Genomic DNA, 14,614 nt, shown 5'->3' on the forward strand with positions numbered 1-14,614 from the left:
ACGAAAAGTTTGCTTAAGGGATGGTGCTATGGATGTGCTGCTGCGGCGGTTGGATTTGGAGGGCTGGCGAAGCCACAGTAGGGTGGGGCGGCTCTTGGGCTTGCTTCAAGGGTGGCGGGAGAGGAGTTGGCTGGGGCGATGGCTGCCATCCTTTGGGGGGCTGTTGGTGGGATTGGTGCTGGTACTGGCGCCGCTGATGCCGTCAGGGATGACTGGGATGCTGCTGGCGGCAGGGGGGGGATGTTGGTTGCTGTGGACGCTGGCAGGGGAACGGGAGGGCCGCTGGTCGGGGGTACACTTGCTGGTGCTGCTGTATTGGGGAATTGCGCTGTTGGCAACGGTGTTGTCGCCGGTTCCTCGGGCAGCAATGGTGGGGTTGGGGAAGCTAACGTTGTACCTGCTGTTTTTTGCGCTGGCGGAGCGAGTGATGCGCAATCAGCGGTGGCGATCGTGGGTGGTGACGGTCTATCTGCTGATGGCGTTAATGGTGAGTGTGGAGGGGGTACGGCAGTGGATTTTTGGGGCGGAGCCGTTGGCGACGTGGACGGATCCAGAGTCGGCCTTGGCAAATGTGACACGGGTTTATAGCTTTTTGGGAAATCCAAATTTATTGGCGGGTTATTTGTTGCCGAGTGTGCCGTTGAGTGCGGCGGCGATCGCGGTGTGGCAAGGCTGGCTGCCAAAGCTGTTGGCGGCGGTGATGCTGGGGATGAATACAGCGAGCTTGATTTTGACGTTTAGCCGTGGTGGCTGGCTGGGGTTGGTTGCGGCAACGATCGCTGGGGTGGTGTTGCTGGGGATTTGGTTTTGGCCAAGGTTACCGCTGAAATGGCGTCGTTGGGGAGTGCCGACTATGGGGGGGCTGGCGATCGCCCTCTGTATTGGCACGATTGTGAGTGTGCCGCCGCTGCGGGAGCGTGCCGCGAGTATTTTTGTTGCCAGAGGTGACAGTAGCAATAATTTCCGCATTAACGTTTGGATGGCAGTGCAGCAGATGATTTGGGCACGGCCTTGGCTGGGAATTGGTCCCGGCAATGTGGCGTTCAACCAAATCTATCCCCTGTATCAAGTGAACGTCCGCTTCACAGCCTTGGGAGCCTATTCAATTTTTCTGGAAATTCTTGTGGAAGTTGGTTTCATTGGCTTTGGTGTCTTTCTCTGGTTATTGGCGGTGCTAGGCGATCGCGCCCGCCGTTGCTTTAAGGAGTTACAGGCAACAGCAAGCCCTCAGGGATTCTGGTTGATGGGCGCGATAGCAGCAATGATTGGCATGCTGACCCATGGGCTGGTGGATACGATTTGGTTCCGCCCAGAGGTGGCAACCCTGTGGTGGCTGATGGTGGCGATTGTGGCTAGCTTTACACCCTTAGAGAGCGGTACAGCAAACGGAACTTTTAACAATCGCGATCCTGAGCCATCAAGGTAGGTATGGACTGGCGATCGCTAGGGTGATCCTGCCAGCCACAGTGGGAACAGTAACATTGACCTATCTTGAGCTGGGAGTGATGGATGGGTTGCCGGCAGGCGGGGCAACGGCCGGTGAAGTAGGGGTGGCGCATCAGCATCCGAATCTGCTCAACAGGGGAAAGATGACCAATCAGTTGCTCAAGACTGTTGGCAGGACTCTCTAGGGAAAACATCAGGGAATCCTAAAGAAACGTTCGTGCGGGTTGACAAAATCTCTTTTTTTCCAGTCTGAGGGCGATCGCTGGCAAGGGGAACCGTAGAAATACGGAGATCTCCCCCCTCCAGCCTGTGGAAAACTCCGAAAAGCCTGTGGAAAATTCTGGGGAAAACCTGTGGAAAACCTCGGAAAAACTTTGAGAAACTGTGGAAATCTTTTTATTCTTTTTCCACCAAGATAATAGCCTGTGGAAAAACCCCCTACTTTTTCCACAAGTTTTCCACAGAGGGTAAGTGGCTCAAACCCGCTTGTAGAGAGCATTTCCGAAAAGTTTTCCACATTTCCACAGGCCCTACTACTACTATAAGAATTATTTAAATAATTTAGTAGTAGTAGATCTTAGATCCTAGATCTTAAACGGAATAAAATTTCCACAGAGAAAAATAAAGATGTGATGGAGGTAACTTGGGGTTAGTTTGAAGGCGGGTTAGAGTTTGAGGAAATCATTGGTTGAGAGGATGGGGGGAGACTGAGAAACATGAGAAAACCAAGAGCGAGTAGTTGAGATGGCTAGAGGATCGGAACTTGTCAGCACTTGGGGAAAACGTTGGGGAATTTGGGGAAAACCTCAAAAAACTCTCACTTTAGGTTCAAAACGCCCTAATGAGGATCTGTTTGCGCCGCGAAAAAATTTTTTGGCCTGAGAATGGTCCAGAAGCCCCTAGAAGGGGGGCGATCGCCCCCGTGAGTAGGTTTCATCGTTGAACACATTCGACTGCCCATAGAGGCGATTTTAGGAGGGGTTGTTGAGAAAACCTTGGGGCAGCCGTTTACCGATAGGATAGTCCAAGCAGCTATCGTCCTCAAACTTGCCATGACACGCATTGTTACCCTCCTAGGAGGAACCCCAGAACAACAAACAGCGCTGGGTCTGGCCATTGCCCAGTGGTTTGCTGGTCAACAGCAGCAAACGTTACTAGCGGTGCCGAGTCCAGCCACTTCCTTGCAATTCCTGATCGGCAGTTCAGAGCAGGTAATTGGTTGGCAACCCAAATTGCTATCCGAGAGATTGGCGATCGCGGAGCTGCTGGCCACTGAAAGTCTTAACGCGGCATGGCAAGAACTCAACCGTTTAGTAGAACCCTATTTGCCCCAAGAGCTGGTGGGTAAAGTTTATGCGGCGGAATTGGTGATCTTGCCGGGGATGGACACCTTACTCACATTGAATGCCCTGCGTGTGCACTACAGCAGCGGCGAGTACGATGTGATCGTCTATGCTGGGGGCAACAGTCAGGATACACTGCGGCTGATTGGTTTGCCCCAAGGGTTAGCGTGGTACTATCGACGATTTCAACGTTTGTTGGATCAACTGGATCTGAACGCGATCGCGAACGCTATTGGCGGACCGATCGCCAGCGCAATTATGGCTGCCAACATTGACACGCAAAAAGTTCGAGAGCGCTTTGCTGAGGCGAAAGAGTGGGTCGATCGCGGGGTGAAAATTGCCGCAGATCCTCAGCGCCTATCCGTGTATCTGCTCACGGATACCACAGCGATCTCAACCGCACAAACCCAATGGTTATGGGGCAGTGCCCAACAGGTGAATGTGCCTATTTCTGAGGTCTTTTGCATGGGGGAACCCACACCAGAAGTCAGCCGCACGTTTGCACCGCTACGCATTTCAGCTCTTCCTAAAGACTGGAGCAACTGGCAACGTCTTGTTTCCTATCTTCCGGACTTGAATCAGCTAGGAGTGGCACCGGCTCCCCATGAGTTTGATGAGACGCAGCAACAGGTACGCATTTTCCTACCAGGATTTCGCAAAGAGCAGGTGAAACTTAGCGAGTTTAGTGGGGAACTGACGGTGGAAGCTGGCGATCAGCGACGCCACATTGAACTGCCCCCTAGCCTCAAGGGCAAACCCGTTCGCGGGGGTAAATTTGAAGCCCCCTACTTGATCGTCAGTTTCTAAGGCTTGCTAAGGTTCAAGGCGCAGACGCACGGAGTCGCGGTGGGAAATCAGGCCTTCCGTTTCAGCGAGAGTCATGACTGCTCCCCCCTGTTTGCGTAAGGCAGCAGGGGTGTATTGAATAATACTGGAGTGTTTCAAGAAGGTTTCTACGCCCAAGGCAGAAGCATAGCGGGCAGCACCAGAAGTAGGCAGAGTGTGATTCGGGCCCGCCAGATAGTCGCCAACCGCTTCAGGGGTAGAATAGCCCAGGAAAATGGCACCAGCATGGCGCACCTGATCGACAAGGCTCCAAGGGTCTTCAACTTCCAGTTCTAGATGCTCTGGAGCAAAGCTATTGGACAGCTCGATTGCCTGTTCGAGGGTTTCAACAATACCAATGAGGCCGTAGTGGGCGATCGCCTTCTCAGTGAGGACACGGCGGGGATGGTCAGCCAACTGTTCATTCACGGCTGTTACAACTGCATTGGCAAGGGAAAGACTCGGTGTAAGCAAAATGGCCGCTGCAAGGGGATCATGTTCCGCTTGAGCCAGCAGATCAGCCGCAATCTGAGTAGGATGGGCTGCCTCATCAGCAATGATTAAGACCTCTGAGGGCCCTGCAAGGGAGTCAATGCCAACGCGGCCATAGACCTGCTTTTTGGCAAGCATCACATACAGGTTTCCCGGCCCAGTGATGACGTCCACCCGGGGAATTGTTTCTGTGCCATAGGCAAGGGCGGCAATGGCTTGGGCGCCACCCACGCGATAAATCTCTTGAATTCCGGCTTCTTGGGCGGCAACAAGAACCGCAGGGTTAATGCCTTTGCCTTGACCGGGGGGCGTGACCATGACAATCCGCTGCACACCGGCCACCTGAGCGGGAATGGCATTCATTAAAACCGTACTCGGATAGGCCGCCCGTCCTCCCGGCACATAAAGTCCGGCAGCATCAACGGCAGTGTAGCGTTTGCCTAGGATAACGCCATCCTCGCCAAATTGCACCCAACTTTTAGGCACTCGCTGGCGGTGAAAGGCTTCAATTTGTTGCTTGGCGAGGCGAATTGCATCTAGGAGTTCTTTGGACACCTGTTGGTAAGCGGCATCCAGTTCATCCCCTTTCACCCGTAATGTTTCGGGGGTGAGGTCAATGTGATCAAACTGGGCGGTGTACTCAATCAGGGCGCGATCGCCTTCCTTGGCCACACGGCGCAAAATTGCCTCAACGGTAGCCTGTTGTTCGCTCATCTCCCCGCTATCGGTGCGATCGCAAATGCGGCGTAGTTCAGCGCGTAGGTCTGTTAACTGGGTAATGATCCGCAACATGGTCGTTCACGTAGGCGAGGCAGAGAGTAGGGTCAAGGTTAAAAAACCTTAATCAACCCTATCAATAGCTTACAGTGATTTTCCAATTACGGGGGCGGGCTTAGGCTGACCAACAACGGCTGCTTGGAGCAAGATCACGATTCACAATACTGCCCCTTCAGAGTTCGCACCAGGTGGCCGAGGCAGCTAATTCTCATCCAGGGCTTGTTCAAGGGTAAATTCGGGGGCTTCAGGAATCGAATGGGGATTCATCCCAGGGGTGCTGAGAAAGAGTTTTCTGCCATTGCGATATTGTTTGATGAAAACTTCCGGCAAAAAAGATATCAGGATAGAGCTGGCTTTGAGTATTTCCTGAATGAGCAATCCAAAATTCAATTCGTCTCAATTCGTCACTTCTGGTTGCCAACCTCGCAGCCAGTATTCCCGTTTTGTATCCCAGTATAGAATTTTGAGGGGTGCTCACAAAGTTGCATGAAATAGCTAGCGTCGCCGATTTTGCACTGCCTAAGCTCTCAATCTCTTCAATTCAATTTTCCACATCATATCTCTTTTCTTTAGTTGATTAGTTTTTAGTTGATTAGTTCAGCAACGGTTTCATTGAGCCCAAGACAATCGTCGGTCCCATAAAGAAGTTGAGTCTTAAGACGAGGTGTCATAGGGACTAGATAACAATGGCAACTGGTTTTCTGGTGCAGTATAGCCTAGATGTTGCCAAGCGCGGGGAGTGGCGACTCGACCTCGGGGTGTCCGCTGCAGATAGCCCATCTGGAGAAGGTAGGGTTCGTAGACCTCTTCGATGGTTTGCACATCCTCGCCTGTGGTGGCGGCAAGGGTTTCAATTCCCACTGGCCCCCCTTGATAGGACTCAATCATCACCCTGAGGAGGCGGCGATCGCTCCCATCCAACCCTGCTGGATCCACATGCAGCAGTTCCAGGGCAGCCCTAGCCACATCCAGCGTAATCCTGCCATCGTGCTTCACAGCCGCATAGTCCCGTACCCGCTTGAGAAGCCGCAGGGCAATGCGGGGCGTACCGCGACTGCGCCGGCCAATTTCTAGAGCCGCTTCAGGAGTAATGGGGGTTTGCAAGAGGCCTGCCCCCCGCTGGACAATCTGCTGGAGTTCTTCGGGATAATAAAAGCGTAACCGCTGCACCAAGCCAAAGCGATCGCGCAAGGGCGAGGTCAAAGCCCCAGCACGGGTGGTTGCTCCCACAAGGGTAAAGCGATTGAGTTTGAGTCGTCGTGTGCGTGCCGTTTGCTGTTTTCCCACCGTCAGATCAAGGTAAAAATCTTCCATAGCTGGATAGAGGAGTTCCTCGGTCATGCGGGAGAGGCGGTGAATCTCATCAATAAAGAGGATATCCCCCGCTTGCAGGTTCACCAGCAGACCCACAATGTCGCGGGGGCGTTCCAACGCTGGGGCACTGGTCACTTTACAGTTGACCCCCATTTCTGCCGCCAAGATCAAGGCAATGGTGGTTTTGCCTAAGCCCGGCGGGCCATAAAGCAGCAGGTGATCAAGGGGTTCTTGGCGTGTCTTTGCTGCCTGGACGGCAATGTGCAGGATATCCTTTAGTTCCTGCTGGCCAATGTAGTCCTGTAAAGAGTGAGGACGTAAGGAGTCCTCAGCCAGGGAGTACTGTTCCTCTGGGGTGGGTTGATTGGAGAGCACGGAAGGGGGGCGCGATCGCTCTGGCGGTGAATTTTGCGACGAAATAATCGCCATCGTTGCCCCCCAGGGCAAAGCTTAAGCCCGTTTTAACCAGCTAAACATAGAGCGCAGTTCTTGACCCACCTGCTCAATAGGGTGTTCTGCCTCCCGTCGCCGCATTGCAGTAAAGCCCGGTTTACCCGCCATATTTTCCAGCACAAACTCGCGGGCAAATTGACCCGTTTGAATTTCGTGGAGAATTTTGCGCATTTCTGCGCGGGTTGCATCGGTAATAATCCGTGGGCCACGGGTGAGGTCGCCGTATTCTGCGGTGTTGGAGATGCTGTCGCGCATTTTGGCAAGCCCCCCTTCAACAATCAAATCCACAATCAGCTTCACTTCATGAAGACACTCAAAATAGGCCAGCTCTGGCTGATAGCCCGCCTGCACCAATGTTTCAAAGCCGGCTTTGATCAGGGCACTGAGGCCACCACACAGCACCACTTGCTCACCAAAGAGATCGGTTTCTGTTTCTTCACGGAAGGTGGTTTCAAGAATCCCGGCACGGGTGCCACCAATCCCCTTGGCGTAGGCCATGGCTAAATCGCGGGCTTGACCACTGGCATCTTGATAGACCGCAAACAGGCAGGGGACCCCTTCCCCTTGGGCATAGGTGCGGCGAACAAGATGACCCGGACCTTTCGGAGCCACCATCACCACATCCACATTGGCGGGGGGCACAATCTGGCCAAAGTGAATATTAAAGCCATGGGCAAAGGAGAGGACATTTCCCGGTTGCAGGTGGGGGGCAATCTCCTGTTCATAAACAACCCGCTGAACTTCATCGGGCAAAAGAATCATAATCCAGTCGGCCATTTTCGTAGCTTCCGCCACGGGGTGCACCGCTAGACCATCGGCACGGGCGCGCTCTGCAGAACGACTGCCGGCGTAAAGACCCACCACCACATTGAGACCGCTATCCCGCAGGTTGAGGGCATGGGCGTGGCCTTGGGAGCCATAGCCAATAATGGCGATCGTTTTGTCCTTGAGGAGCTCTAGTTGGGCATCTGCGTCGTAATACATGCGCGCCATAGGGATGATGTTCCTTTCCAATTGCATTCAGCAGGTCGTTATTATTTCTCTACCATATTGGCAGAACAAATAAAGCCCTCCCCACAGGAATAGGGTGGAATAGGCCCTATCAAAGGTTTGTGAAAAGGGCGAAGTACCGCCTCGGGAGTTAGCGATTACGGGAATAACGATTGTTGCCACCGCCCATGGCTTCGCGGGGACGTGCTTTGTTGACTTTGAGTTGCCGTCCCATCCACTCGGCACCGTCGAGATCGGCGATCGCCGCGTCTTCTTCAGCATCGCTGGACATTTCTACAAAACCAAACCCCCGCTTACGGCCTGTTTCCCGATCTACGGGTAAATAGACTTGTTTGACGGAACCGTACTCGGCAAAAACGGCCTCTAGGTCTTCCTGGGTAGCCGTGTAGGAAAGGTTGCCGACATAAATAGACATAATCTGATCTGCTCCAAAGCAAAAATTGAACCCTGTGTTGACGTTGACTTCGGAGAGACGACTGTCACGTAACCAACCTTCCCTAAAACCGAACTCAAGAATCGCTCTACTTAAGAAACTCAAGCGGCGATTACTCGCCAACCTTGTCTCCTGATTATAGCTGATTGCGATGGCCTGTGTTGCGAAAGTAGGAATGCTACCCTAAAAGAGGTGGATTTTTTGTGAATCTTAACAATGTCCGACTTACCGGCGGTTGTTGTCGGCCTTTCCGGCGGTGTGGATAGTTCCGTTGCCATTGCCAGCCTCAAAGCGCAAGGGTACCCCGTTGTGGGTCTGACGCTCTGGCTGATGAAGGGGAAGGGGCAGTGCTGCTCTGAGGGGCTAGTGGATGCGGCGCGCCTTTGTGAGGAGCTGGGAGTCCCTCACCACATCGTGGATAGCCGCGAACTTTTTGAGAAATATATTGTGAACTATCTGATCAGTGGTTATGCCAGTGGGGTTACACCGCTACCCTGTTCCCAATGCAACCGTTTGGTGAAGTTTGGACCGATGCTGGCCTATAGCCGGGAGCAACTGGGGATTGACTACATTGCTACGGGTCACTATGCCCAAGTGAAATACAATCCCACCAGCGATCGCTATGAACTGTGGCGAGCTGTGGATCGTCATAAGGATCAAAGTTACTTTCTCTATGATCTGCCCCAAGAGATTCTAGCTCATGTGCTTTTCCCCCTCGGTCAGCAAACCAAGGCCGAGACCCGTTCCCTTGCGGCGCAGTATGGTCTGCACACGGCCAGTAAGCCGGAAAGCCAAGATCTCTGCCTGATTGAAGCCCATGGATCCATGCGCCAATTCTTGGATCGGTATCTGCCCAGTCAGCGGGGGGAGATTGTGGATGTCCATGGACGGGTGCTGGGGTACCATCAGGGGATTCACCACTATACGATTGGCCAGCGCAAAGGCTTGGGAATCGCCGCACCTGAGCCCCTGTATGTGGTGGCTGTGGATCGGGAACACAATCGTGTTATTGTGGGCGATCGCACCACCGCCGTCCGGCGTGAGTGTACCGTGGCACAGGTGAACTGGGTCTCGATACCACCTCCTAAAGAACCGATGACAGCCACAGTGCAAATTCGCTATCGCACCCCCCCTGTGCCGGTGACTATCATTCCCGACGCCAATGCTGAACAGGTACAATTGGAGTTTGCTGAACCGCAATTTGGGGTAACGCCGGGGCAAGCGGCGGTTTGGTATGCGGGCGATCGCCTGTTGGGGGGCGGTATTATCCAGCCCTTTGCAACACCGACACCGCACCCCCTAGAAGCAACAGCCACCCACGTTTGAGGAAAGGACCAACCATGCAAAAGCGCCTTCATTACTCCTCTTTGGAAATTAACCGTCGGGCGGAAGAGTTGATTAAGCACTCCGCCAATCGCTATCGGATTACCGTGCAAATTGCCAACCGGGCTAAACAGCGGCGGGGGCTAGAGGCCAGTGAAGATTTGGATGATCTGCCCCTAAAGCCGGTGATCCGTGCCATTATTGAAATGTCTGATGAAATTGCCCAGCCGGAGTTGCTGGCAGATTCCTAGCCATGGGCAGACGACGAGGTTGGACGTTTTTGGGCTGGGTGATGTGGGGGTGCTTGCTGGCACTCCTATGGTTACCCCTGAGTAGTGCTTGGAGCGTGGGGCGATCGCAGTCTGACCCCAATTTGCCCAATGCTACGGGTCAAATTCTCATTAATCCCCGTTTGGTGGCAGAAACCCTCTATCCGAAGTTACCCGGTTTCCCGAAGGAAAACCACTACATCCGCCAAGAAAATCGCCAGCCAGCCCCGGAGAGTACACTCCTAGAGCGATTCATTGTCTATCACACTACTGTCAAAGGGCGATCGCCCCTCTACCGTTTTGACTGGAAAATTTCCCTGGCCGACTATTTGGGACTGAATGAATTCCTGCGTCCAGAAACCTATCCGGGACGTTCTTACCTAACAGTGAACCCAATGGAAGGGGATATGGCCGCCATTCGCCAACTTAATCGTCAACAACGGGACGCCTTGGTCAGCACACTGGCCACCTTCTACGCCCAACAGGCGGGGTTGCCCCCTACCCCACCCCAACCCCAGACAACGCTGCCAGAACCGACACCAAGACCCCCCCTCCCCCCGATTCCCCAACCCGGCAGTGCAGGTCTTTTGGCGCCTCCCAAACCCCCACGACCAATGCCCACGGGGGAATCTCGCTTTTTACTGCCCTAAATGTTTGCAATTGAGTTCAATTGAGTTCCTGGGCCATGGCTGTTCCGATTACTGAGTTGCTCACCCCTGAGATCCTCAAACCCGCTCGCTATTTGGGCAATGAGCGCGGTGCGGTTCATAAACCCTGGGAAGCTGCAACGGTGCGCTGGGTGCTCAGCTATCCAGAAATCTATGAGGTGGGTGCTTCAAACTTGGGGCACATTATTCTCTACAACATTCTCAATACCCTCCCCGCTCAGCTGTGCGATCGCGCCTACCTACCGGCAGCGGATTTAGCCGCCAAATTGCGAGCCACCCAAACGCCTCTCTTTGCTGTGGAATCGCGCCGTGCCCTACGGGAGTTTGACATCATCGGCTTTAGCCTCAGCTATGAGCTGGGTGCTACCAACATTCTGGAAATGCTCGACTTGGCGGGGCTACCCCTGACTTGGCGGGAGCGACAACAGGCATCCCTAGAAGATATTCCCCTCATCTTTGCCGGAGGACAGACAGCGACATCGAACCCTGAACCTTACGCTGACTTCTTTGACTTTTTTGCCCTTGGGGATGGCGAAGAACTCTTGCCTGAAATTGGCCTTGTGGTGGCGGAAGGCAAACGAGCCGGCTTGAGTCGTCAAGATTTGCTATTGGATTTGGCACAGGTGCCGGGGGTCTATGTGCCCCAGTTTTATGATCGCCAGGGAGATGGCTCTGTTAAGCCCAACCGCCCCGCCGTGCCGGAGCGAATTTTGCGGCGGGTGGCTACTCCAATGCCCCACTATGCTATTGGCTTGGTGCCCTATGTGGAAACCGTTCACGATCGCCTGACGGTGGAAATTCGGCGCGGCTGTACGCGCGGCTGTCGCTTTTGCCAACCGGGGATGCTGACTCGCCCTGCCCGTGATGTTGCCCCTGAGGAGGTGATTGCTGCCATTGAAACGGGGATGCGTGCCACCGGCTATAACGAGTTTTCCCTACTCTCTCTGAGTTGCTCCGACTATTTGGCTTTGCCCGCTGTGGGGGTGGAAATTAAAAACCGTCTCCAAAACGAGAATATCTCTCTGTCGCTCCCCAGTCAGCGGGTGGATCGCTTTGATGAAAACATTGCCCACATTGTGGGTGGTACTCGCCAAGGAGGGCTCACCTTTGCCCCGGAAGCGGGAACGCAACGACTGCGGGACATTATCAACAAGGGTTTAACCAATGAGGAACTGCTGCGGGGAGTAAAAACGGCCTATGAGCAGGGCTGGGATAAGATCAAGCTCTACTTTATGATTGGCCTGCCGGGGGAAACTGATGCCGATGTCTTGGGGATTGCGGAAACCATCCGTTGGCTGAGGCGGGAGTGCTGGATCAAAGGACGCAAACCCCTGAGCTTTAACCTGACCATCTCCAACTTTACCCCCAAGCCCCACACCCCCTTCCAGTGGCATGCTGTCTCCACCAGTGAGTTTCTGCGCAAACAGGAGCTGCTCAAGGCAGAATTTCGGACTATTAAGGGTCTGAAGGCCAACTTTACCGATGTGCGCATCTCGGCAATGGAGGACTTTGTGGGTCGGGGCGATCGCCAACTCGGCCCTGTCATCCGCCGCGCTTGGGAATTGGGAGCCCGCGAAGACTCTTGGTGGGAAAACCTGGATCGCGCCTATGCCGCCTGGACTCAGGCGATTCAAGAAGCGGGTTTGGACTGGAAATACCGCCAACTGGAAGCGGGCGAGTGGAATGTCTTTAGCGGTGGCAGCCACAACCTCGATGCCCCCCTACCCTGGGATCACATTGATACGGGCGTTAGTAAAGCCTGGCTCAAGGAAGACTTACACCGCGCCCTGGCAGCGGTTGTGGTGCCCGACTGTTCCTTTGACGGTTGTTCCCACTGCGGCGTCTGTGGTATTGATTTTGGCCATAACGTGGTCGTGCCGCCCCCGCCGATTCCGCCCATTCAAGGTCAGCCCCAAGTTCCCCAAGAACGCGTTCAACGTCTGCGGCTCACCTTTGGTAAAACGGGCGAGATGACCCTCCTCAGCCATTTGGACCTGCTGCGCCTCTTTGAGCGGGCCGTCCGCCGTGCCCACTTGCCCATTGCCTTTAGCGGCGGATTTCACCCCTCGCCGCGCATCTCTATCGCCAGTGCCTTGCCCCTTGGCGTGACCAGCTATGGGGAAATTGTGGACCTGGAGTTTTACCGTGAGGTCGATGCGCAGACGGTGCTGGCCCAATTGCGGCAGCAGCTTCCTCAGGAGATACCCCTCTATGGCTGTGAGGTGGTGCCCCTCAGTGAACCTGCTGCTAGTCAAGCCCTGCAAGCCGCCACCTATGAACTGCTCATCCGTGCACCTGAACCCCTAGAGCGGCAGACTTGGGAACAGTGGTTAGGGACCTTGCGAGCCACGCCTGAAATTCTCTATGAGCTAGCCACCAAGTCAGGGAAAACCCAAGTGGTTAATTTGCGCGATCGCCTCCTGGAGATTCGCCTCAATGAGTACCAAGATCACTGGCCAACGGTGAGCCTGATCTACACAGGGGTCTGTCGCAACGATGGCACGTTCCTGCGGCCAGAGCATTGTCTCTACTTGCTAGAGAAAGTCAGTGGCCACTCCTTAGAACTGGGGGCGATCGCCCGTCAGAAACTGCACCTCGAAACACCATGAACCTAGCAACGCAAATTCACGGCGGTCTGATTGTCTCCTGCCAAGCCCCGCCAGATTCCCCTTTGGCCGCACCAGACATCATTGCCGCTATGGCAAGGGCAGCAGTTTTGCGGGGGGCAGTGGCCGTGCGCATCAATACCCCAGCCCATATTCAGGCAGTGCGCCAAGCGGTGAATGTGCCCATCATTGGCCTCTGGAAGCAGACCTTGCCAGCGTACCCTGTGTATATTACGCCTCGCTTTGCCGATGCGGTAGCTGTTGCAACAGCAGGCGCCGATATCATTGCCCTCGATGCCACAGCGCGATCGCGTCCTGAACCTCTACAGGATTTGATTCAGCGAATTCACGATGAACTGGGCAAGCCTGTGATGGCTGATATTGACTCCCTGGAAAATGCCGAAGCCGCGGTTGCTGCCGGAGCTGATTGGGTAGGCACCACCCTCTTTGGCTACACCGAAACCACGGCGCATACCCCGCCCCCCAGTTGGTCGCTTCTGAGTCAGCTTGTCAAGCAGCTCAGCGTACCTATTCTTTGTGAAGGGGGAATTGCCAGTCCAACCATGGCTGCAAAGGCCTTGGGTTTAGGGGCTTGGGCAGTCGTTGTCGGCACCGACATTACCGGTATTGATCTTAAGGTGCAGCGGTATGTCGCGGCTCTCAAGGCTAATACAGCCCTTTCTTAGGGGAGTGGCTGTAACTCTGGCTCCAGCGACTGAGACCTACTCCTGATCTCAATGAAGCTTAGGGAAGGGGAAAGCTTTGTTGAGGGCACTGCGCCATTGAAAACTTTTATTCTAGTTTATTCTAGGCCTGTCGAAGTTGAGGGGTTTGTATATTTTCCTCTCTATTCCGACCGATAAACGAGAGTTTGTGGCAAAATAGAACCTATAGCGACTAATACACCTGTTAGCCTAGGAGCCACTATCTATGAGCCTAAAACTTGGGGATGTCGTACCCAACTTTACCCAAGCCTCCTCCATGGGAGACATCAACTTCTACGAGTGGGCAGGGGATAGTTGGGTTGTCCTGTTCTCCCATCCAGCGGATTACACCCCCGTTTGCACGACAGAACTGGGGGAAGTGGCACGGTTACGCCCAGAATTTGAGAAGCGCAATGTCAAAGTCTTGGCTCTGAGTGTCGATAGTGTGGAGTCCCACCTCGGCTGGATCAAAGACATCGAAGAAGTGAACAACGTCAAGGTGGATTACCCGATTTTGGCCGACGAGGACAAAAAAGTCTCCAACCTCTACGACATGATCCACCCCAACTCCCTGAACAACCTGACAGTGCGCACAGTCTTTATCATTGACCCCCAAAAACGCCTGCGCCTGACCATGACCTATCCTGCCAGCACAGGCCGCAACTTTGCTGAGATTCTGCGGGTCATTGATTCGCTGCAACTGACGGACAACTACAGTGTGGCAACTCCGGCCAACTGGCAAGAGGGTCAAGAGTGCGTGATTGTGCCTTCCCTCAGCGATGAAGAAGCGAAGCAGAAGTTTCCCAAGGGCTTCAATGCTGTTAAACCCTATCTGCGCTTGACACCTCAACCCAACAAATAGCCTAGATTAGCCTAGACAAGTCATGGCCACACCCTGAGCTGTTCGGGGTGTTTTTTTGTGCCTCGGCAGCATCCCAAGATAGGATAAT

14 protein-coding genes are annotated in these 14,614 nt (G+C 54.1%); 8 read left to right on the plus strand and 6 right to left on the minus strand.

What is annotated here, in order from left to right; genetic code table 11:
• Nucleotides 1-28: 28 nt before the first annotated feature.
• Nucleotides 29-1,426: an IctB family putative bicarbonate transporter gene (locus NK55_RS07970; protein WP_024125239.1), complete on the plus strand. Its 1,398-nt coding sequence runs from the start codon at nucleotides 29-31 to the stop codon at nucleotides 1,424-1,426.
• On the opposite strand, the gene NK55_RS13225 is transcribed toward NK55_RS07970, so the two are convergent.
• Nucleotides 1,395-1,640 carry a hypothetical protein gene (locus tag NK55_RS13225; RefSeq protein ID WP_024125240.1) on the minus strand — a complete coding sequence of 82 codons (246 nt, stop codon included), beginning with the start codon at nucleotides 1,638-1,640 and terminating at the stop codon, nucleotides 1,395-1,397. The genes NK55_RS07970 and NK55_RS13225 overlap by 32 nt on opposite strands.
• Before the next feature lie 858 nt (nucleotides 1,641-2,498).
• On the opposite strand from NK55_RS13225, the gene NK55_RS07975 reads away from it, so the two are divergent.
• Nucleotides 2,499-3,596 (plus strand): ArsA-related P-loop ATPase, encoded by a 1,098-nt coding sequence (locus NK55_RS07975; RefSeq protein ID WP_024125241.1) that lies wholly within the window; start codon nucleotides 2,499-2,501, stop codon nucleotides 3,594-3,596.
• 6 nt (nucleotides 3,597-3,602) lie between these two features.
• Here NK55_RS07975 and hisD read toward each other — a convergent pair whose 3' ends face one another.
• From hisD to NK55_RS08000, 5 genes are all read right to left on the minus strand, one after another.
• Nucleotides 3,603-4,898 (minus strand): histidinol dehydrogenase, encoded by a 1,296-nt coding sequence (hisD, locus tag NK55_RS07980; protein WP_024125242.1) that lies wholly within the window; start codon nucleotides 4,896-4,898, stop codon nucleotides 3,603-3,605.
• A 186-nt stretch (nucleotides 4,899-5,084) separates the two neighbouring features.
• Nucleotides 5,085-5,273, minus strand: a complete 189-nt coding sequence (locus NK55_RS14295; protein ID WP_157869697.1) for a DUF29 family protein — start codon at nucleotides 5,271-5,273, stop codon at nucleotides 5,085-5,087.
• 264 nt (nucleotides 5,274-5,537) lie between these two features.
• On the minus strand, nucleotides 5,538-6,626 hold the full coding sequence (ruvB, locus tag NK55_RS07990) for a Holliday junction branch migration DNA helicase RuvB (protein ID WP_024125243.1): 1,089 nt from the start codon (nucleotides 6,624-6,626) through the stop codon (nucleotides 5,538-5,540).
• A 21-nt stretch (nucleotides 6,627-6,647) separates the two neighbouring features.
• Nucleotides 6,648-7,643, minus strand: a complete 996-nt coding sequence (ilvC, locus tag NK55_RS07995; protein ID WP_024125244.1) for a ketol-acid reductoisomerase — start codon at nucleotides 7,641-7,643, stop codon at nucleotides 6,648-6,650.
• Nucleotides 7,644-7,791: 148 nt separating this feature from the next.
• Nucleotides 7,792-8,076, minus strand: coding sequence for an RNA-binding protein RbpB (locus NK55_RS08000; protein ID WP_024125245.1), 285 nt, complete (start codon nucleotides 8,074-8,076; stop codon nucleotides 7,792-7,794).
• A gap of 234 nt (nucleotides 8,077-8,310) precedes the next feature.
• Here NK55_RS08000 and mnmA point away from each other — a divergent pair, with 234 nt between their 5' ends.
• The 6 genes from mnmA (at nucleotide 8,311) to NK55_RS08030 (ending at nucleotide 14,526) form a co-directional block, all read left to right on the plus strand.
• Nucleotides 8,311-9,420, plus strand: a complete 1,110-nt coding sequence (mnmA, locus tag NK55_RS08005) for a tRNA 2-thiouridine(34) synthase MnmA (protein ID WP_024125246.1) — start codon at nucleotides 8,311-8,313, stop codon at nucleotides 9,418-9,420.
• Nucleotides 9,421-9,434: 14 nt separating this feature from the next.
• A complete protein-coding gene (locus tag NK55_RS08010; RefSeq protein WP_024125247.1) occupies nucleotides 9,435-9,668 on the plus strand; it encodes a DNA-directed RNA polymerase subunit omega in 234 nt (77 codons plus the stop codon).
• Between the two features lie 2 nt (nucleotides 9,669-9,670).
• Nucleotides 9,671-10,336 carry a hypothetical protein gene (locus tag NK55_RS08015; protein WP_024125248.1) on the plus strand — a complete coding sequence of 222 codons (666 nt, stop codon included), beginning with the start codon at nucleotides 9,671-9,673 and terminating at the stop codon, nucleotides 10,334-10,336.
• A gap of 35 nt (nucleotides 10,337-10,371) precedes the next feature.
• Nucleotides 10,372-12,963, plus strand: coding sequence for a TIGR03960 family B12-binding radical SAM protein (locus NK55_RS08020; protein WP_024125249.1), 2,592 nt, complete (start codon nucleotides 10,372-10,374; stop codon nucleotides 12,961-12,963).
• Complete coding sequence (locus tag NK55_RS08025; RefSeq protein WP_024125250.1) at nucleotides 12,960-13,646, plus strand: N-acetylmannosamine-6-phosphate 2-epimerase; 687 nt, start codon at nucleotides 12,960-12,962, stop codon at nucleotides 13,644-13,646. Before NK55_RS08020 ends, NK55_RS08025 begins: the two co-directional genes overlap by 4 nt.
• Nucleotides 13,647-13,890: 244 nt before the next feature.
• On the plus strand, nucleotides 13,891-14,526 hold the full coding sequence (locus NK55_RS08030) for a peroxiredoxin (RefSeq protein WP_024125251.1): 636 nt from the start codon (nucleotides 13,891-13,893) through the stop codon (nucleotides 14,524-14,526).
• Nucleotides 14,527-14,614: the final 88 nt, after the last annotated feature.

The sequence above is a fragment of the Thermosynechococcus sp. NK55a genome, assembly GCF_000505665.1.
Taxonomy (GTDB): Bacteria; Cyanobacteriota; Cyanobacteriia; order Thermosynechococcales; family Thermosynechococcaceae; genus Thermosynechococcus.